Genomic DNA, 21,101 nt, shown 5'->3' with positions numbered 1-21,101 from the left:
GATAATATTTAGTAAAACGAAATATATTTCAGAAAGAAGTGTTATTTATAGTGAATCAGCAGGAAAGTGCAAAGCGTAATTTAATCATCATGTGGTTTGCGAACTTCTTTGTCGCCGGAAGCATGACGATGGTTATGCCGTTTATTTCCTTGTACATTGAGACATTCGGTGACTTTTCGGAAAAATATGTCCAGCATTGGTCGGGAATCACATTTGGCATCACATTTGTCTCTGCCTTCCTCTTTTCACCGATTTGGGGGAGAATTGGCGATCGATATGGAAGAAAAAAAATCCTTATCATTTCCGGATTAGGGATGGGGCTATCTATTTTTCTCATGAGCTATGTCCAATCGGTCTGGCAGTTACTGTTACTGCGCTTTTTCATGGGCTTTTTTTCAGGCTTCATACCAATGTCACAGGCATTTATCTCAACGCAAACACCGAAAGAGATTGCGGGACGTGTCCTTGGAACCTTACAAACAGGCAGTATTACTGGTTCATTGTTAGGACCCATGCTCGGCGGTATTTTAGCAGATTCCCTGGGCTATTCCACCACCTTCAAATGGACGTCAATTTCCATTTTTATTTCTGCCCTGCTAGTCATTGTCACCAAGGAATTCTTGATTCCCGTTTCAAAGGGTGCAAAAACACATTATTCAAGCAAAGAAGTGTTAAGGCATATTATTAGGAATCCAGTGTTACTAACGGTTCTGCTAATTTCATCTCTTGTCCAAGTTGCTCACTTTAGCATTCAACCAATTTTGTCCTTATTTGTTAGTGAACTGCACGGCCCAACCAATGTTGCCTTTTATTCAGGGATTGCTTTTTCTGCTGCTGGACTTGGCAACCTGATGATGTCGAGGAAATGGGGAAAAATTGCTGATAAGTATGGGTATATCAAAATATTAGTTATTCTTCTTTTCCTAGCAGGAATTGTCTACTTGCCTGGAGCAGCGGTTTCAAGCTTTTGGCAGTTGGTTATTATCCGCTTTGCCCTAGGTATCACGATTGGAGGAATTATTCCTGTTAGAATTGCCTATATCCGCCAAGAGGCACCGATTTCGATGCAAGGCGAGGTGTTAGGCTACAATACCAGCTTACGTTTCCTTGGGAATATCGTCGGCCCATTGTTAGGTGGATTTATCTCTGGTTACTACGGCTTTTCTGCTGTCTTTATCAGCACAAGCTCATTATTAATCATTAGCGGATTAATATTATTTGTTTCTATGCACCGTCATCCAAAGCTTGTAAAACATTCAATTTAATTTAGAGCACCGCTGAAATAGGATAAACCGGAATGGAATAATATAATTCCCAACTGGTATGATTAACTCTCCATTTTTGGTTAGCCACATAAGAAAAGCACTTTAAATGGGATTGCCACTTAAAGTGCTTTTAGTCTATGAATTTATTCTGTTTGTTCGAGTCATAAAATCCATTTCCTTATAATAACTATTCTTCACTAATATATTTGGTCCAAGACATTTTACAGCTGGGCAATGACAGCTTAGTTCCTTTGCTAGAGAGGATGACTGCCAGGCTTCATAAGCATTTAATAGATTTGTAGTTTGAATATTTCCTAATGGCGGGGTATCTCCGAAGTCAGTCACAATAATATCTCCATTAAAAATATTTACATTGAGTCGTGAACGGCCGTCTGGATCGTTTCTGACTGTAACGTTATTACTTTGATACAAACGTTGTAACAGAGCTAGATCCTCCTGTTCACTGCTGCATGCATAAAATGGAAGTGTCCCAAACAGCATCCACACTTTTTCGTCTCTTATATCCAGTATGTGATGGATCGCTTCCCGGATTTCATGAAGGGATAAGGTTTCAAGATTGCTAGCAAAGTCACTTGGGTACATAGGATGAATTTCATGACGCTGACAAAGCATTTCATCGACAATCTGACGATGTATTTTCTCTAGATGCGGAAGTGTACGCTTATTAAGCATCGTTTCGGCTGAAACCATCACCCCTGCTTTTACCAGCTCTCTACTATTTTCTATCATTCTCTTAAAATATTTTTCCCGTTGTTCATAGTCTGGCTTCCGTTCCATTCGAGCAAAGCCACCCTCAACAAAATCATCCACTGTCCCCCAGTTATGCGAAATATGTAAAACATCTAGATAAGGGACGATTAATTCATAACGATCAAGATCAAGGGTCAAATTAGAATTAATCTGTGTACGAACACCGCGCTCATGGGCATATTTTAAAATCGGTACCACATAATTTTTTACTGAAGATAAAGATAGCATCGGCTCTCCTCCAGTAATACTTAGCGAGCGAAGTGACGGAATTTCCTCTAACCTTTGAATGAGAAGTTCAAGAGGAAGGGCCTGCGGATCCTTTGTTTGAAGTGTATATCCTACAGCACAATGCTCACAGCGCATATTACAAAGGGTAGTTGTGGTGAATTCGATATTGGTGAGCTGAGGCTTTCCATATTGCTCGATATCTAAATAGGCTTCCCATGGATCATATGAAGGGGTAATTTTTTTCAATGTCGACATAATATCTCCTTAAAATCAGTCTTCAAAAAACCTCTCTATTATAGCTGATTTCCGGATGTATTTGCTATTTTAAACCATTACAAAAGTTTATGTATTAAAAAATATAATTATTCTAAGCTTGTTTAATGAAATATTTACCTCCAAATACATAACCCCAACCTTTTAGAAACATAATAAACGGATACTATTTAATCGTGAATGGTGGGAACGTCAATATGGAAATGCAGCCTTTAGGAGAAGCTGAGAAACTCGCCCTAAAAAAGATGAAAATCTTTCGGCAAAGCATCCTTCGTTATATATTACGGGCAATGCTTGCCAGTATGTTTATCGGTTTTGGTGTCATCGTAGCATTTAAAACGGGGAACTTTTTCTATATTAAAGATAACCCGTTCGCCTATCCGATGGCGGCACTTACCTTCGGTTCAGCAATCATTTTAATCGCATATGGCGGTGGAGATTTGTTTACCGGGAACACCTTTTACTACACTTATGCCGCGCTTCGCAAGAAAATGAATTGGACTGACGTTATAAAACTATGGGTTTGCAGTTATGCAGGAAATATTCTCGGGGCTGCTGTCTTTGCCTTTATTATTTTTACAACGGGGCTTTATGAAAGTTCAGAGGTCAATGGCTTTTTACTCCATGTCGTCGAGATTAAGATGCAGGTCCCAATTACGGAGTTATTCTTCCGAGCCATCCTCTGTAATTGGCTTGTCTGCATGGCCTTTTTTCTTCCGATGGGGTTAAAAGGTGATGGACCAAAGATGTTTGCGATGATGCTGTTTGTCTTTTGTTTCTTTATTTCCGGCTATGAACATAGCATCGCTAATATGTGTACGTTTGCCATTGCCTTAGTGTTAAACCATCCTGGAACGATTTCATGGGGCGGAGTCATTCACAATCTAGTGCCGGTTACGATTGGTAACCTAATTGGCGGTGCAGTTTTCATGGCCATGATGTACTATTATGCTAATAAGCCTTTTTTAGATGATTACGATAAAGAACAGGGCAGCTAAGTTGAAATGCTGCCCTGTTCTTTTAGTTGTTGGAAGGATATCGACAAATTCCCGGGGAAATATCAACAATATCAGAGGGTTATCGACAAAATTAAGAATATTCTAAAAATATAATCAATTGTAATCTTTCACCCTATGAATAATTCCACCATGATTTATAGGCCAATCGCCAAGCAAAAAAAGTGCAGGCAACCAATAAGATAAGATATATCGTTTCACCAAACGGAATGAAGGTACCTGCAAAATGAATAGCGGCAAAAACAGCCATCAAAAGAAATGATAGGATAATCTTCACTCCTCCACTTTGCTTGGCGTCCTCAAATGATTCAGAAAAAGGCAATGTTTCTTTCAGATAATTTGAGCAAATGACCGTATATAAAACAGCGGTAACGAAGACGACCAAAAGATCGTCAATGATTTTCCATCCGAAAATGCATAGAAAAATACCACTTAAAATGACATAAACCGGAAGAAAAAGGTTTACAATAAATACCTTAATGGCTGCACTATATAGCGGTGCTAGATTCTGGATAGGCGCAGTTTTGTAGATCCAAGCACCTTTGTATTTACCCGAGTATTTCAGCATCGTAATCGCATTTGGAATCATCAAACTACAACTATAAATAACTAGATACCATTTGCTAGCGATCAGATGAGCATAGGAATTGACTTGAATTTGATTAAACAAAAAAATAAACGGAATAACTAATGCCAATCCTAATGAAGGATACACCTTTAAACGGAATTCCCTTTCGTTCCTCATCATGTTATTGGCGAAGCGAAAAAATACTTTCTCCTCATTACTTCTGCATATAACACGGACAAGCCAACTTTTCCAACTTTGCTCCTTACGTTTACTCCCACCGCTATTATTGGTTATTTTTTGCAGGTTCCGTTCAAACGAAGGCATCATTCGGCTATAGATGAATATGGAAATAATCGGGATGATTAGTGCTAACAGTGAAAACATGAATAGGAAATAGTCATAATTTCTTTGTAGAATTAACTCAAAGGGCGCTCCGAACCAGATGGGTGGGATGAAGAATTGCCACCAGCTGGGTGAAAAGGAAATTTCCATATCGACAATACTAAAGGCTCTTCCTAGAACCTGATATCCTACAGCAATCGAAACGGATAAGCCGATTTGGACGTAATTAATGATATCCTTTAGTTTTTCACCATCAAAAAATCTCAAAATGAAATAGTAGATAATAGCTGTTAACACGACAATAAAAAAATTGACCAAAATAAGCCCTATGATTGTTAGGAGTAAGAATAAAACACCATGTCTAAATGTTCCTATCACGACTGGAGCAATGGTAAGCGCCCCTGTGAGAAAGAACAAATAAATACAAATATGTACCGTCTTTGCAGCATTGAGCGTCTTTTTTTCCACTGGTTTTGTTAGGAGTATTCCTTTGTCCCTGACATCAAGAAGTACATTGGAAAAGTCAGAAATCATCGAAGTCATCACAAGAAACATGATGATTCCAAAGAAGATGCTCATCTGATAAAGATAGTTCTCGCCAAATATCACTAAAGGAATGAGCATGACACTTAATAAGACATACATCCCTAATGACTTGATAAAGCCATTTTCTTCGGGTTTCTTCTTTTTCTTCCCTTGTTGGTTAAAGATTGTCGCGGTCCTCCGACCATCCATCGTTAATTTGACCGTCAATATTCTCCTCATGACTGGATAATTAATCCCAAACCTCTCAAAAAATCTTAGGAATAAATCAAGGAATCTCAGTGTTTTAAAGTTTTTCATTGCTTAGACCTCTTGAACGATGGACACAAATTCCTCAGCCAAACCCTTATATTGATTAAAACCTGTCAGCTGATTAAAAATCTGTTCTAATGTCCCTTCCCTATTTTGCTCCTTCAATTCTTTGAAACTTCCATCGGCAACAATTTTCCCATCATTGATGAGGATAATGCGGTTGCTAATTTTCTCAACCACATCCATGATATGCGATGAGTAAAAGATCGTCTTCCCTTGGGCAGCGAGAATCGCTAATATCTCCTTAAAGACCATAACGCTATTTGCATCAAGCCCGCTTAACGGTTCATCTAAAAATAATAAATCTGGATTATGTAGTAAACTTGAAATGATCAGTACTTTTTGGCGCATTCCTTTGGAGTAGGAAGCGATTCTAGCGTGGTACATCTCTTCGAGTCCAAAAACCTTCATCAATCGTTGCGCTTTTTCATCCGCAGCATGAAAGTCCATACCATATAACTCACCGACAAAGGTTAAATACTCCATCGCGGTAAGATTATCATAGAGTTCAGCAATTTCTGGAATATAGCCGATTTTTCTTTTATAATCGATATTCTTCTCCGTCACTTCTTCACCAAAAATCTCAACCTTACCATTATAGTCCCCTTCAAGACCCAGCAGAATTTTAATGGTTGTACTTTTCCCTGCACCATTTGGACCAATATAACCGATAATTTGTCCTCGATAGACAGTTAAATTAATTCCTTTAAGAACGTTTTTCCTATCATAGTTTTTTTCTAAATCTTTAATTGACAGTACCACTTCTTGCTTTCGATTAAGTTCGATGCTAATCACCTCTTATGTATTTAGTAGTTTAATATTAACATAATTTACATTTATTTCTAAGATAAATAAAAAGTACACATGGAACGGATATCACCCCATGTGTGCCTTTTCTATTACCAGCCTATTTTTGTTTACTAATAAAATAAACATAGGCTTTTATCATAAAATAGCTTATTTCTTCAGGCAGAAGTTCTTTAATTGGTTTTAGACGGTCACGTCCTGCTTCCGCTAAGGCCTTTTCTAAAAGCGGCAAGTATTCAGACGGAATATATTTGGAAAAATCTACTTCTAAACCTTGCTGTGCGCATTGAAGCAAGTGGGTTTCAACCGTGCTGACCGCCAATTCCCGCTGTTCGGCAATTTCATTTATGGAAAGACTACTTTGGTGTAATTTCAACGTCTCCAAATGGGATTCGGTTACACCGTTTTTTTTTGCGGGTCTCTTTGGAGCCTTCTCAACAGATACCAACTCACTTTGGTAATCTGCATTTGTTTCACAGAAAGTACGGATCACCTGGATAAATTCAAGGCCATATTTTTTAAGCTTCAGTTCTCCCACACCGCTCACCTGTAAAAACTCTTCCGTCGTCTTTGGCAGCCTTGCACACATATCCTTTAGGGATGCATCAGAAAAAATCACAAACGGCGGTACCTTTTCTGATTCGGCAATTTGCTTCCTCACGTCTCTTAATACCTCAAATAATGGGTCATCCTTGGATACCTGTTTCACCTGGACGGTCTCACGGCGATGGACCTGCTGCTTACCTAAAAGGATATCTTTTCCCTTTGGTGAAACAAACAGGGTTGGAAACTGTCCTTGTTCGATCGCTATTAATTCCTGTGATATCAAAAATTCAATGAAATCACTGACATCCTTTGAACTTCTATCCTTCATGATTCCATAGGTTGGTAGTCTGTCAAAGCCCATTTCGGTTACTTTTTTATTTTTCGACCCTGTTAACACTTGAGCTGTGATCGTTTTTCCAAAGCGCTGCCCCATCCGAATAACGCAGGACATCACCATTTGTGCTTCTTTCGTTACATCGATGCTTGTCCTAGTATCTAAGCAGTTGCCGCATCTGCCGCACGGTTCTGTTTCCGTTTCGCCAAAATATTTTAAAATGAATTCCTGCAGACAGTTTTCTGTATGGCAATAATCAACCATTTGCTGGAGTTTTTCTAACTCTTGTGTCATTCGGCTCCGATCACTAGACTGATCAATCAAAAAACGTTGAATCTGGACATCCTGCGAGGAATGGAGCAAAATACATTCGCTCTTCAAACCATCCCTGCCCGCACGGCCTGCTTCCTGATAATAGCTCTCCATATTTTTGGGCTGCTGGTAGTGGATAACATAACGGATATTGGATTTGTCTATTCCCATCCCGAAGGCAGAGGTAGCCACCATCACAGTTGCCTTATCTTCTAGAAATCGTTCCTGCTCTCGGTTTCGCTCCACATCGCCCATCCCTGCATGATAGCGGGCCGCCTTAATGTTCGCTTTGAGTAGTCTTTCATAAATTTGGTCGACATTCTTCCTTGTCGCTGTATAAATAATCCCTGCTTCTTTATCATTCCTTTTTAGATAGTCTTTGATAAACTTGTCCCGATCCTGACCCTTGATGACCGTAAAGGATAGATTTTCCCGCTCAAATCCAGTAATAATCGTATTCTCTTCATCAATTCCTAATAAATCGCAAATATCCTCACGAACCTTTGGTGTTGCTGTAGCCGTAAGAGCTAATACCCTTGGTCTTTGCGGCAGACTTTTAATTAACTCTTGAATATGGCGATAGCTTGGCCGAAAATCATGTCCCCATTGTGATATACAGTGAGCCTCGTCCACTGCAATTAATGGGATGTCCATGCTGTAAAGGTCCTCAAGAAAATCTTGGGATTCCAAACGTTCAGGTGCAAGATATAAAAGCTTGTATTCACCTTGAATGACTTCTTGCATCCGCTTATTTGCTTCTCCATAACTTAGCGAACTATTGATAAATGTTGCGGGAATACCGACTTGATTGAGGGCATCTACTTGGTCCTTCATTAAAGAAATTAGTGGGGATATAACAATCGTGGTACCTGGTAAGACAAGCGCAGGAATTTGATAACAAATGGATTTCCCACCACCCGTTGGCATGACAGTAATTGTATTTTTGCTGGATAAAACAGAGCGAATGGCTTGCTCTTGGCCAGTACGGAAGAAACTATAACCGAAATGGGATTCTAATAAAGGCAGTGCTTTTTCAAACAACATTTTTCCTCCTTTAACGATGATATTCTTACTCTATTATACTGCTAGTCATTCGATTTTCAAAAAGCAATTATTCTATAAAAATAAGTAAATCTTTGCTAAAATTGAAATCGTTTGGTAGATAATTTGTGACAAAAATAGCAATTATTTATTATCTAGCAACCTAAATACATAGTGGCGGACTAGAATGGAGGAGCCCATGGCCATTAAAGCTGTGATTTTTGATTTTGACGGTACGATTATTGATACAGAGACCATTTGGTTTCATGTATTTGAGGAATTGCTTAAAGAGAAGTTCAATATGGACTTGCCCCTAGAGGAATTTGCAAAAAGTATTGGAACGACAGATGAAGTTTTTTTTCAATACTTAGAAGCACAGACTGGCATGAAGATTGATGCAGACGAAATAAATCGTTTAGCAAGTGACCGCTTCCTAGAAAAAAGGGGTATTTTAGAAGTACGTGAAGGTGTCGTCGAAAAATTAGAGGAAGCTAGGGAACTCGGGTTTAGAATTGGGCTTGCTTCCAGTTCTTCACGAGAATGGGTCGAGGGTTTCCTCAAACAGTTTAAGCTTTGGCAGTATTTCTCTGTTATTAAAACAAGAGAAGATGTCGATAAAGTTAAACCTGACCCTGCGCTCTATCTTAGGGCTTTAGAGGCATTACAGGTCGAACCGCAAGAGGCCCTGGCAATTGAAGATTCCATTAATGGAGCTATAGCCGCAATCGAAGCAGGAATAACATGCATCGTGATACCGAATCAAGTTACATCTTTTTTAAACTTCGATAAAAAAACCCTTCGATCAGAGTCCTTTGTTGATTTTAACTTTAAGCAATATATTTGAAAAACATTCAGACATACAACCGTTAACAAAAACTAGACTGCCAAAATTACTTCTCGACAGTCTAGTTTTTTGTTTATATCAATATATTATTCAATATTTCATCTTTATGCCCGTTCTTTTGAGGCGGTGGGGAAATTGATTCCTGCTCTAAGTCACTGTGCATTTTTACTTGATAGTCTCCCCAGGAAGAAGCAAAGATTAGCTCTTTTTCTTGGAAGTAGGGGTTAGTGTTTAATTCCCCAATCTCTAATACAGGGGCCATACAGCAATCTACCTTTTGCGCGAATTCTATCCACTCATAAAAGGTTTTGCTTTTAAAAAGTGCCGTCACCTCTTGAAAAACAGGATTCGCATCATCGGTTGTGGAAAAATGGGCTTGGATCCATTCTTCACGACCGTGAGCACGGCTGAAATTTTCCCAAAACTTTGGCTCAAGCGCACCAATGCTCATAAACCTGCCGTCGCTTGTTTCATATAAAGCGTAAGAAACAATGCTTCCGTTTAAAACATTAATGCCATTTCCCGCCCCGGTTTCTTTTTCAACCATAACATGGTTTCCTAATAATGACACCAGTTGGTCGGTAATAGAGATAGAATGATAGCTTCCTTTTTCAGTTAAAGCTCTCGACACGAGTCCGGCTAAAATCCGTTCATTGGCAGCATAACCGCCTAAATAATCAGCCACGGTTATGGATGGATGGACAGGTTTGCCTGCATTGTCCTTGAACTGGGCCAAAACACCGCTTAACGCCATATAATTGAGGTCATGGTTGCCCAGTTTACTTAACAACCCCTTTTGTCCATAGCCGGATATAGAGCAGTAGACGATATCAGGCTTTACTTTTTGAACTGCCTCGTAACCTAAACCGAGTTTCTCCATAACTCCTGGCCTAAAGCTTTCGACAACGACATCTGCATTAGCAATTAATTTAAGAGCGGTGTCGTATCCTTCTTTCTCCTTTAAATTAAGGATGATGCTTTTTTTCTGGCGGTTGTTAGCAAGAAAAACCAGGCCATTGCCCTGTTTGGATAGTCCCGTATGCCGGGCAGGATCCCCTTCCGGCGGCTCCACTTTAATAATCTCAGCCCCCAGTTCTGCTAGCCGTAATGTTGCATAAGGGCCTGGCAAGTAGTTCGTGAAATCAATGACTTTAATACCTTTTAACATAATTAGGACCCTCTTTTACGAATTAGTTGAGCCAGGGGTGAAGAGCTCCTCGAGTTGTTTTCGTAAAATATATTTCATTATCTTCCCACTGGCATTTCGCGGCAGTACCTCACAAAATACATATTTTCGTGGACGTTTATAATTTGCGAGCTGATCGCTGTTTTTGCAGTATTCATCGAGTTCCTGCTCCGAGACATTTGGATCTTTTTTAACAACAAATGCTGTAACAGTCTCACCCCAGCGGTCATCTGGCTGGCCAACAATTGCTACATCGAGGACACCAGTATGGGCATGTAAGACATCTTCTACTTCCCTTGGATAAATATTTTCGCCGCCGCTAATAATCATGTCATCCACTCGGTCATTGACATATAGATATCCCTCGTTATCAAGATAACCGATATCTCCGGAATGGTACCAGCCTTTATACAAGGCTTTTTCCGTCGCTTCTTCCCGGTTGAAATAACCAACCATCATACATGGCCCCTGCACAATAATCTCACCGGTTTCACCGACTGGAACGACATCATCAGGATCTGAAGGACCGTCTTCTCTCGTCCGAACCACCCGAATATCGTGGCTTAGGGCGGCTTGCCCAGCAGAACCGGCTTTCCTCAATTGGTCTGTCTCTGAAAGGAAGGTAATGGCTGGACCCATTTCGGTCATTCCATAGGCTTGAATTAATGAAATACCTAGATTGTCATGGAGTGCATGGACGAGTGATGGTGCCATTGGAGCTGCACCATATGAACCAAGCTTTAGACTCGATAGATCATGCTTGCTTAGGTCCTCTTGAAGGAGCATATTCCACATCGTTGGCGCTGCAAAGAATTTTGAGATTTTTTCTTGTTCAATTAATTGGAGAATCGCCTTTGGATTGAATTGGTGCAAAATGACGTTACTGGCCCCTGCATGAATCCTTGGCAGGAAAGCACAATGAAGTTCCGCACAATGGAACATTGGCGCAGTTACCAATCCAACATCTTCCGCACTAAATTTGCATGAGGCAATACAGAATACACTTTGGTCAACCATATTGCGGTGAGTGTGCATGACCCCTTTCGGCCTTCCCGTTGTTCCGCTGGTATAGATAAACGCATAAAGATCAGTTTCCTTCACGTCCGCCTGAACATCCTCGGTTGAAGATGCAGCCAGTTTTTCCTGGTAACTTGCAGCATAAGCGGGTGTTTCTTCATCAATAAACCAAAAGGATGTCTTCTCAAAGCGATTAGCGATCGCTGATATGACAGGCTCTAAATCCTTTTCAAAAAGAACAACCTTTGGTGTGGCATCCGAGAGTATATAGGCTACTTCTTCTGACATTAAGCGGAAATTAATCGGATTGAAGATGGCACCGATTTTTGCACAAGCGAAAAAAGCTGTCCCTAATTCTTCGGTATTGAACATGAAGGTCGATACACGATCGCCCTTTTTAACCCCTTCTTCTAAAAGGGCATTGGCGAGACGATTCACCTGTTCGCTCCATTCCTTATAAGTATAGCGGACATTTTTCCTGACATCATAAATGGCTTGTTTGTTTGGATGCTTTTTCACCGTCAAATCAAAGATTTTCCCAATTGTCGTCGTCATTGAATCGCCTCCATTATTCATTTTTTGATAGTCTATCTGCTGGTTTTCCCGGTCAATCAGCGGATTTTCCAGGCCAATCAGCGAATTTCAGTATTCAATCAGCGAATCTATATAACTTTTAATCTATTCGCTCAATAATCGTTGCATTTGCCATACCATGGCCTTCACACATCGTTTGCAAACCGTAGCGTCCGCCGGTTCGCTCCAGCTCGTACATCATCGTCACCATTAGACGGGCTCCACTGCCGCCTAGCGGATGACCAAGGGCAATTGCTCCGCCATTTGGATTTAGCTTCGCTGGGTCAGCACCTGTCTCTTTCAGCCAAGCAAGGGTGACAGGGGCGAAGGCTTCATTGACTTCAAATACATCAATATCATCGATAGATAAGCCCGCCTTTTCCATTGCCTTTTGTGTAGCTGGAATTGGTCCAGTCAGCATCAATGTGGGATCCGATCCAACCACCACGCGTGTGTGGACACGGAAGCGCGGTTTCAAACCAAGTTCTTCTGCTTTCTCACGTGACATGAGTAATAAAGCAGCGGATCCATCACTTATTTGACTAGAGTTTCCGGCATGAATAACTCCATCTTCTTTAAAGGAAGTGCGAAGACCGGCCAATGCCTCTAAGGATGTTCCTTTTCTTGGACCAGAATCATCTTTGATAACGGTCGTTGTTCCATCCGGAAGCTTTACCTCGATTGGGAATATCTCCCTAGAAAAATACCCCTCTTCCTGTGCCTTTAACGCTTTTTGATGGCTTTCAAGGGAAAATTGATCAAGTACCTCCCGGGTAAAGCCATATTTTTCGGCAATCCGCTCGGCGGATAAGCCTTGATGAATCATTTCATATTTTGACCTTAAATTGGGGCTAAAAGGTTCTTCAGCACCTTTGTAGTTGGAACCCATCGGAACACGGGACATGCTTTCCACACCGCCTGCAATCACCACGTCCATATCACCAGCCAAGATTGCTTGTGCTGCGAAATGCACAGCTTGCTGGCTGGAGCCGCATTGACGGTCAATGGTTGTTCCCGGTACTTCGATTGGGAAGCCTGCAATTAACGCAGCTACTCTCGCAATATCGCCAGCCTGCTCGCCCGCTTGCGTCACACAACCCCAAATAACATCGTCCACAAGTGCTGGGTCGATCCCTGCTCGATTGACTAGTTCCTTTAAGGTTAGAGCTGATAAATCATCCGGACGGATATCTTTTAACACGCCATTTCTTCTTCCGACTGGTGTACGTACGCCTTCAACAATGACTACTTCACGCATATATCTCTTCCTCTCTATAATCCTAGATTTTTCGCAATGATTGTTTTCATGATTTCGTTGGTACCTGCGTAAATGCTGGAAACTGGAATGTCACGGAATCGTCTCGCAATCTCGTATTCTTCCATATATCCATAACCGCCATGGAGCTGCATACATTCCGCGGCAACCCTTTTGGCAATATCCGTTAGTTTCCACTTTGCCATCGAGACCTTCGTTACTACGTTTTTTCCTTCAATATGCTCTGCAATTAACTGATCCAAAAAGGCTCTGCCCATTTCAATCTCTGTAGCCATTTCGACAATTTTAAACTGGGTGTTTTGGAACTGGCTGACAGGTTTGCCGAACGCTTCCCTACTTTTAACATAGTCAATCGTCATTTTCAGCATAACTTCCGACGCCGTTTGTGCCCCAATCGCGACAAGAAGCCGTTCCTGTTGGAGTTTTTCCATTAAGTAAAGAAAGCCTTTGCCTTCCTCACCGAGCAGGTTCTCCTTCGGAACACGGCAATCTTCAAAGATCAATTCCGCCGTATCCTGGGAATGGAGACCGACCTTGTTTAGCTTTCTCCCTCGTGAAAATCCAGGTGCATCACGCTCAATAACCAGCAGGCTGACCCCTTTATGCTTCGGTACGGCATTTATGTCGGTTTTGACGGCAACGACAATAAGGTCGGATTGAATCCCATTGGTAATGAACGTCTTTTGGCCATTAACAATATAGTGGTCACCGTCAAGCTTTGCTGTTGTTTTAATATTAGCCAAGTCAGAGCCGGTGCCTGGTTCCGTCATAGCAATGGCTGTAATGATGTCACCGGTCACACATTTCGGTAACCAGCGCTGCTTTTGTTCTTCTGTCCCATAGGAGGTAATATAGGGGACGACAATATCATTATGGAGGCCAATCCCTACTAAACCAGAACCAACTCGTTCCAGCTCTTCATTAATGACAACCGCAAATCCCCAATCGACCTCACTGCCTCCATACTTTTCATCGATATCTGGGCAAAGAAATCCTTGCTCGCCCATCTTTTTCCAGAAAGAACGCGGAATCATCCGGTCTTCCTCCCACTGCTCATAAAAGGGATATGCTTCTTTGTCCAAAAACTTTCTTAATGACTTGCGAAATATTTCATGATCTTCATTTAAGTAAAGATGTTTCATACCAAAAACCTCTCTTTCTAAGTGGTAACGTTTACATTTTGTGGTTTTGATAAAAAATATTGGAATTCACTAGATTAAAAGATAATTTTTTCAAATATTTAGTATTTTTTTACGTAAACATGAAGTTTTTTTACAAATTTTGAGTCCTTTTTTACAAAAACGTTTATCATTTTTACAAAGCAGTGCTAGATTTATTCAATAATTGGAATAAAATTCCCAAACCCTATAAATAGCTCTATATGGTTACATTTCTCATCTTCTCACGCAATTGATACTTTAGTACTTTCCCTGAAGCATTACGCGGTAACTGCTCTTCGATAAAAATTTGCCTTGGAACCTTATAGCCTGCTAATTTTTGACGGCAAAAGTTTTTTAATTCATGCTCATCAATCACTGCACCTTCTTTCGGTACAATAATGGCACAAACCGCTTCTCCCCAAACCTCATCTGGTAAACCAATAATGGCAGCATCGAGGACATTCGGATGTTCAAAAAGAACGGATTCAACTTCTACAGAGTATACGTTTTCACCCCCTGAAATAATCATGTCTTTTTTACGATCCACCAGCGTGATATAACCTTCCTCATCAATCGTTGCTAAGTCGCCGGTATAGAGCCAGCCATTTTTCAAGGTGCTCTTCGTTTCCTCCGGCTTTTTGTAATACTCCTTCATCACCATGTCACTGCGAACGATAAATTCACCAATTACTCCAGGTATTACATCATTACCCTCTTCATTGACAACCCTTGTTTCTGTTAAGAAAATAGGTTTCCCACCCTTACCGAGATGGCGTTTGTGCCCTTCTGGATCGAGGAGAATTCCTCCTGGACCCGCTTCAGTTAAGCCGCAGAGGTTATAAAATTGATCTGTTTTAAAGAGTTGAATGGTTTTTTTGACCAGTTCAGGTGCCATGGGAGCCGCCCCGTATCCGACTCTTTTAATAGAAGATAAATCATAATCTGCTGCGTTTGGTACTTGGAGAAGAAAGTTATACATGGCTGGAACTGCAAATAGGTGGGTAATTTTATGCTCTTGAATCGCTTGGAGTGTTTTTACTGGATGAAAATCGCGATGGATAATATGTGTGCCACCAAGTGCTACACCCGAAATAAGAAATAGGTTTAATTGGGCTGAGTGGATCAGCGGTGCGAGATGGAGAATTCGTTCATGCTGTCTAATCCCCATATTAATGACGACAGCAATCCCTACTTTAAAAATTTGACTATGATCAAACAGAGCACCCTTCGGACGCCCCGTCGTCCCCGAAGTATAAAGGATTTCTAAATCATCCTGCTCGGAAACCACCACTTCTGGCTCATTTTCGTTATCAGATAGAATGCTTTCATATGAATAGTATCCAGTTGCCTCTGGTTCCCCGACGATAATAACCAAACGGACATCTGTACCTTGTTTGGCTGCAGCAATGATTGGCTCAAATTCCTTATCACACACAACCAAGGATGTATCGGATTGCTCTAATATGTAGTGAACCTCCGAGGCAGTAAGGCGAAAGTTAACTGGTACAGCAACTGCCCCAATTTTAGCAGCTGCAAAAAAGGTAAATACAAAGTGATCGGAATTCTTCATCATCAATGCAAGCTTGTCACCTTTATTCACACCCTGCTTCAACAAGCCGTTTGCGAGGTTATTTACTTCTTCATTAAATTGGCGATACGTATAGCTTCTTCCTTCACATTCAATGGCTAGTAGTTCAGGGAACTTGCGGGCATTTTGCACTAATAGGCTTCCGATATTCATACATGAATCCTCCCTCAAATAAAAGACTTCTCTAATTTTCATGCAATATTTATGCCAATCTACACGAAATCATTATGTAGTCCCTCTGCACTGAAAAAAGCTTCAACATTAAATGACGATATGTTTTTCGTCCAAACATAAAGGACAATAAAGTGTCCATTTCCTGGACACTTTTCCCTCTATGTTAATAGTTTGTATTTTTTTATTTTTTCATATAAACCGGATCGACTGATTCCTAGTAATCTAGCCGCTTTAACCTTATTCCCTTGCACTTGGACAAGTGCCTTTTTAATCGCTTCGAGTTCCGCGTTTTCGACCAGTGATACATTGAGAGAAGGTTCATTGCTCGAAACCTGCTTCACAAGATAGTCTGGAAGATCTTCAAATTTAATTTTTCCATTTTCAGCAAAGGTCATCGCCCGTTCCATGACATTACGCAGTTCGCGGACATTTCCAGGCCAAGGATAACTAAGCATCGCTTCTCTTGCCCTGTTATCAATTCCCGTAATGCTCGTTCCTAAAATTTGATTCAATTCAATCATGAACCGACCAATCAAATGATCTGTATCATAAAGTCGATCGCGAAGTGGCGGAGCATATAAAGAAATTACATTGAGACGATAATATAAATCCTCTCTAAACTGTCCCTCTTTGACCATTTCCTCCAGGTTACGATTGGTAGCTGCGATGATTCGAACATCCACTTGAATTCTTACCGTTCCACCCACCCGGTAGAATTCTCTTTCTTGAAGGACGCGCAGCAGTTTGGCTTGTAATGTGAGGGACATATCACCTACTTCATCGAGAAAAAGGGTCCCGCCATTAGCCAAATCAAACTTGCCAAGTTTGCCTTTTTGCCTCGCTCCCGTAAAGGCCCCTTCGTCATAACCAAAAAACTCTGATTCTAACAAATCCTCTGGAATCGCCGCACAATTTACGACTATAAATTTCCCTGAACTTCTAGCACTGCTATTATGGATCGCTTGGGCAAACAACTCTTTCCCCGTGCCGCTTTCTCCGCGTATAAGAATGGTTGACCTGCCTTTTGCCGCCTTTGCTGCACTTTTCTTCAATTTTTCCATATATGGATCAACGGTTAATAGGTTCTCCCAGGTAAACCTAGCAGACTCTGATTTCTGAAATTGCTGATGGTAATAGCTCGCTTTATTCTCCGCTTTTTGTAGCTTTTTAAATAACTCACTGACCTCGTTTAATTGCCTGAACACTATTTTCCCGATCGCTCCGACGACTTTTCCATCCGCTAAAATTGGAATGCGGTGGACAATATATTTAATGCCATTGATCTCTAGAAATTCGCTAACCTCAGCTGTTTCAGAATGATAAACATTGTCTAGAAGAAGCTCAGGCAATACTTTTGCAACTGGTTTAAAAAGAACGGATTCTGGCTGAAGATTAAATAATTCGAGTAGAGGAGGACTGACCATCTGGATGTTTTTCTTTCCATCCGTCATGACAATTCCATCATAGGCATGATCTAATGCCGTTTCTAATGTTCTTTTTAAGGTTTTTACAGTTTTTAATTCTTGTGAGGTTTGGAGCAAGGACATGACCATATCTGTTTTCGTGAGGATGCCAACAACCCGATTCTGATCATCAATAACCACACCGGTACCCACCTGACTGTTTTTCACAATCATTTCAATTTTTTCATAAGGAGTGGCAATCGGCAGTGTTTCAACCTGTTCTTTAATATATGTTTTGATAGGGGTGGTAAGGGGCTTCCCTTCCATAACCATTTGAAATAAGCCGCTTCTCGTAAAAACGCCAACCAGTTTTCTGCTCATGTCTGTTACCGGCAGCAGGTTCCACTTCCTATTGTTCATCAGACTGATAGCTTCAGATAGTGGCGTATCCTCGGTGACCATGCAGTCGACTGGCGTCATCAACTCGTTAAATTGGATCATTTTGTGCTCCCCCTTTTTTACCTATCCTTATTGTAACAAAAGTGAGGGATATTTTTGAATATTTCAACAATATCAAATCTATTCGGAAACTTTTATCCGCCTTAATCGTAAATATTAAGTGTAAATCATTCGAGGAGTGAGTCTATGAGTGAAAAGGGCTGTATTAAATGTGGCAGCAGAGATACAGGTACGAAGGATGTAGCAATGACAGGAACGGGGTTGTCAAAGATGTTTGACATTCAACACAATACCTTCACGGTTGTTTTTTGCAAGAACTGCGGTTACTCAGAGTTTTATAACAAAAAAACATCCACTGCTTCAAATATCATTGACCTATTTTTTGGAGGGTGATGAACAAAAGGGGATTCCTAATGGAATTCCCCTCTTCTTTAAGCACTATAACTGTTTCCTAAATTATTTCGGCTGCATCCTTATTGCCCCATCAAGCCGGATGGTTTCTCCATTTAACATCGGATTTTCGACGATGCTTTGGACGAGTTGTGCATATTCACTTGGATATCCGAGCCTTGATGGGAAAGGCACCATTTTTCCAAGTGAATCTTTTGCCTCTTGCGGGAGGGTATCAAACATCGGTGTGTGGAATAGTCCAGGTGCAATCGTCATTACGCGAATCCCGTAGCGGGCAAACTCTCTTGCAATTGGCAGAGTCATACCGACAACTCCTCCTTTTGAAGCACTATAGGCTGCCTGACCAATTTGTCCGTCAAAGGCTGCAACAGAAGCAGTATTAATAATCACACCTCTTTCACCTTGTTCATTTACGTCATTAGTGGTCATCTTCTCCGCAGCAATGCGAATCACATTAAAAGAACCGATTAGATTCACATGAATAACTTTTGAAAATAACGAAAGATTATGGACTCCATTTCTGCCAATCACCTTTTCTGCAATACCAATCCCTGCACAGTTGACAACTGTATTTACACTGCCCATATATTCCGCTGCTTGATGAATTGCCTCTTGAACGTTCTCTTCTTTGGTGACATCGGCCTTTATAAACAATACTGCGTCCCCTAATTCTTTTTGGAGCCGGACACCATTTTCTTCAGATTGATCAAAAATAACCGCCTTTCCCCCAGTTTGAACAATTCTTCGAACCGTCGCCTCTCCTAACCCTGAAGCGCCTCCTGTAACGACTGCCCGACACGTATTCATTTGCATATTTTAACCCCCATAAAAGAATGATATTTTATTATTATGCAAGTATTGTGCCAGAGAGGTTTCCTCTAACCATTTACCTTATAGCTAGATGCTGCCGTGCATTTTTGTTTGTAGTTTGGACATACAAGTTCGAAAAGTGACCAAATCCTGTACATGTTCTTTTTTTACAGCTAAATTTATCTGAATCTTTCTTCATAGGACTAAATGCATATTTTGTAGAATTATATATATTGAATATTCGAAAAAACGAAGATTATAATAGATTTTGGTAGAAAAAATTTGTTAAAAGGAGGAATATTTTTGAAGGTTAAACGTTTATCCGTTCTGTTCATACTAATGCTTGCACTCCATTCATTCTTCTCATCGTTTGTTTTTGCGGAAAGTAACGTCAAGCCAAACATTGTTTCACTGGGCGATTCAATTACATATGGCTGGAATTTAGAGAAAGATACTGATCCAACGAACTCTCATCAATCCTTAAAGGCGTTTCCCTATTTAATTGGAAATGGGAAATATGACGTCGCGAAAAATATCAGCGGCGGGGGCTGGACTTCTGAACGCCTGTTAACCGAGATTAACAAACCTGAAAACCTCGAAGCTATTAACAATGCGGATGTCATTACAATTGATATTGGCAGTAATGATTTTTTACAAGATCCAAATATTCAAGCTCTAAGGGCTAACCCTTCTACACCACCTGACCCAGTCGTATTCACCGCAGTGATTCAGCAAATTTCGGGTAAGCTGTTTACTAACTTAGGTGCGATCATGACAACAGTTAAAGCTCAAAATCCTGATGCTCAAATTATTATTTACAACATTTACAATCCATTTACGGATACATTAGCTGCCCTCTATCCAATTGGCGAACTATTCCTTCCATCCGTTAACCAAGGATTCCTGGCTGCAGCTGTTCAATCCAACTCACTATTAGCGGATGCATACGCTGCATTTAAAGGAAATCAAGCAGCTTATATTTTTCCAGGCGGAGATGTTCATCCGAATGAAACGGGTCATCAAGTGTTAGCTAGTTTATCAACCGCTCTATTAGCCGCACAAGTTCCTGCAGAGATTTCAATCGACTTAACCCCTTCAACAACAGAACAAACAAAGGACCCTGTGACCATTACTGTGTCCACAACTGCAAAGAAAGCACTGGCAATGCAATGGCTTGCAGGTGAAAAAACAATTGATGATTTCGCCTCCGTCGATGTTGGGACCAATATTACAGACAACAAGTTCGAGGTTACTGAAAATGGAACCTATACGATTTATGTCAGAGACAGCAAAGGCGCCAAAGCCTTTAAATCAATTAAGATCGAAAACATAAAAGCAGACGATCCAACACCTAACCCTGGTGACCCAGGGAACAATCCAGATCCGACTCCTGGAGATCCTGGTAATAATCCAGACCCAGACCCAGATCCTGCTCCTGGGGATACCGGAAACACTCCAGACCCTGCACCTGGCGATAAAGGGAACAATCCGGATCCAGATCCTGCTCCAATGGATACAGGCAGCCCAGCAACGGACGACTCTGTTACAGAAACGGGCAATGAGTTACCGAACACAGCATCACCAATGTACAACTATATGGTCACTGGTCTTGGCTTAATTTTAGCAGGATTAATTGTCATGAAAGTCCAAAAAAGGAAAAGAAGAGAGAATATATAACAAAATACATAAAAAAAGGTCAGGTCTCAGTTAAAATGTAAACTGTACCCGTTGTAAAGGACATTTTTAAAAAGGTTATGCTACATTTAGAAGATGATTTCTGTATTCAACAGGAGTCATCTTCTTTAAATTCCATTGATATCTAAAATTGTTATAGTAGGTCAT

The 21,101-nt window shown here is 40.7% G+C and carries 17 protein-coding genes; 5 read left to right on the top strand and 12 right to left on the bottom strand.

The features are described 5' to 3' along the window. Window positions 1-89 precede the first annotated feature (89 nt). Window positions 90-1,265 (top strand): MFS transporter, encoded by a 1,176-nt coding sequence (locus tag KW850_RS13545; RefSeq protein ID WP_256358254.1) that lies wholly within the window; start codon window positions 90-92, stop codon window positions 1,263-1,265. A 135-nt stretch (window positions 1,266-1,400) separates the two neighbouring features. On the opposite strand, the gene yfkAB is transcribed toward KW850_RS13545, so the two are convergent. Next, window positions 1,401-2,519, bottom strand: coding sequence for a radical SAM/CxCxxxxC motif protein YfkAB (gene yfkAB / locus KW850_RS13540; protein WP_218348108.1), 1,119 nt, complete (start codon window positions 2,517-2,519; stop codon window positions 1,401-1,403). Between the two features lie 215 nt (window positions 2,520-2,734). Between yfkAB and KW850_RS13535 the strand changes: the two genes are divergently transcribed. Further along, the gene (locus KW850_RS13535) at window positions 2,735-3,535 is read left to right on the top strand and encodes a formate/nitrite transporter family protein (protein ID WP_218348107.1); all 801 of its coding nucleotides are present in this window, start codon (window positions 2,735-2,737) and stop codon (window positions 3,533-3,535) included. Window positions 3,536-3,668: 133 nt separating this feature from the next. Here KW850_RS13535 and KW850_RS13530 read toward each other — a convergent pair whose 3' ends face one another. The 3 genes from KW850_RS13530 to recQ all read right to left on the bottom strand — a co-directional run bounded on the left by KW850_RS13530 (window position 3,669) and on the right by recQ (window position 8,358). Continuing rightward, window positions 3,669-5,306 carry a hypothetical protein gene (locus KW850_RS13530; RefSeq protein WP_218348106.1) on the bottom strand — a complete coding sequence of 546 codons (1,638 nt, stop codon included), beginning with the start codon at window positions 5,304-5,306 and terminating at the stop codon, window positions 3,669-3,671. A 3-nt stretch (window positions 5,307-5,309) separates the two neighbouring features. Further along, the gene (locus tag KW850_RS13525; protein ID WP_308128799.1) at window positions 5,310-6,080 is read right to left on the bottom strand and encodes an ABC transporter ATP-binding protein; all 771 of its coding nucleotides are present in this window, start codon (window positions 6,078-6,080) and stop codon (window positions 5,310-5,312) included. Between the two features lie 145 nt (window positions 6,081-6,225). Next, window positions 6,226-8,358 carry a DNA helicase RecQ gene (gene recQ / locus KW850_RS13520; RefSeq protein ID WP_218348105.1) on the bottom strand — a complete coding sequence of 711 codons (2,133 nt, stop codon included), beginning with the start codon at window positions 8,356-8,358 and terminating at the stop codon, window positions 6,226-6,228. 199 nt (window positions 8,359-8,557) lie between these two features. On the opposite strand from recQ, the gene KW850_RS13515 reads away from it, so the two are divergent. Further along, window positions 8,558-9,202, top strand: coding sequence for an HAD family hydrolase (locus KW850_RS13515; RefSeq protein ID WP_218348104.1), 645 nt, complete (start codon window positions 8,558-8,560; stop codon window positions 9,200-9,202). Window positions 9,203-9,275: 73 nt separating this feature from the next. Here the strand turns inward: KW850_RS13515 and KW850_RS13510 are convergent, their stop codons facing one another. From KW850_RS13510 to KW850_RS13485, 6 genes are all read right to left on the bottom strand, one after another. Then, window positions 9,276-10,370: a CaiB/BaiF CoA transferase family protein gene (locus KW850_RS13510; protein WP_218348103.1), complete on the bottom strand. Its 1,095-nt coding sequence runs from the start codon at window positions 10,368-10,370 to the stop codon at window positions 9,276-9,278. Window positions 10,371-10,385: 15 nt separating this feature from the next. Beyond that, a complete protein-coding gene (locus KW850_RS13505) occupies window positions 10,386-11,960 on the bottom strand; it encodes a fatty acid--CoA ligase (protein ID WP_218348102.1) in 1,575 nt (524 codons plus the stop codon). 118 nt (window positions 11,961-12,078) lie between these two features. Further along, window positions 12,079-13,236, bottom strand: a complete 1,158-nt coding sequence (locus KW850_RS13500; protein ID WP_218348101.1) for a thiolase family protein — start codon at window positions 13,234-13,236, stop codon at window positions 12,079-12,081. A 14-nt stretch (window positions 13,237-13,250) separates the two neighbouring features. Beyond that, window positions 13,251-14,396, bottom strand: a complete 1,146-nt coding sequence (locus tag KW850_RS13495; RefSeq protein ID WP_218348100.1) for an acyl-CoA dehydrogenase family protein — start codon at window positions 14,394-14,396, stop codon at window positions 13,251-13,253. 235 nt (window positions 14,397-14,631) lie between these two features. Continuing rightward, window positions 14,632-16,155: a long-chain-fatty-acid--CoA ligase gene (locus KW850_RS13490; protein WP_218348099.1), complete on the bottom strand. Its 1,524-nt coding sequence runs from the start codon at window positions 16,153-16,155 to the stop codon at window positions 14,632-14,634. Between the two features lie 179 nt (window positions 16,156-16,334). Then, window positions 16,335-18,080, bottom strand: coding sequence for a sigma-54-dependent Fis family transcriptional regulator (locus KW850_RS13485; protein WP_218348098.1), 1,746 nt, complete (start codon window positions 18,078-18,080; stop codon window positions 16,335-16,337). A gap of 144 nt (window positions 18,081-18,224) precedes the next feature. Here KW850_RS13485 and KW850_RS13480 point away from each other — a divergent pair, with 144 nt between their 5' ends. Further along, a complete protein-coding gene (locus KW850_RS13480) occupies window positions 18,225-18,431 on the top strand; it encodes a zinc ribbon domain-containing protein (RefSeq protein ID WP_218348097.1) in 207 nt (68 codons plus the stop codon). A gap of 63 nt (window positions 18,432-18,494) precedes the next feature. Here KW850_RS13480 and KW850_RS13475 read toward each other — a convergent pair whose 3' ends face one another. Further along, window positions 18,495-19,262, bottom strand: a complete 768-nt coding sequence (locus KW850_RS13475) for a 3-hydroxyacyl-CoA dehydrogenase (protein ID WP_218348096.1) — start codon at window positions 19,260-19,262, stop codon at window positions 18,495-18,497. Between the two features lie 300 nt (window positions 19,263-19,562). On the opposite strand from KW850_RS13475, the gene KW850_RS13470 reads away from it, so the two are divergent. Then, window positions 19,563-20,936 (top strand): GDSL-type esterase/lipase family protein, encoded by a 1,374-nt coding sequence (locus KW850_RS13470; protein ID WP_218348095.1) that lies wholly within the window; start codon window positions 19,563-19,565, stop codon window positions 20,934-20,936. Between the two features lie 75 nt (window positions 20,937-21,011). On the opposite strand, the gene KW850_RS13465 is transcribed toward KW850_RS13470, so the two are convergent. Next, window positions 21,012-21,101, bottom strand: a 90-nt coding sequence (locus tag KW850_RS13465) for an IS3 family transposase (protein WP_218348259.1), incomplete at its 5' end; no start/stop codon positions are given.

The organism is Bacillus sp. sid0103 (assembly GCF_019219025.1).
The sequence above is the reverse complement of the archived record's forward strand: the minus strand, read 5'-3'. Positions and strand labels throughout refer to the sequence as shown.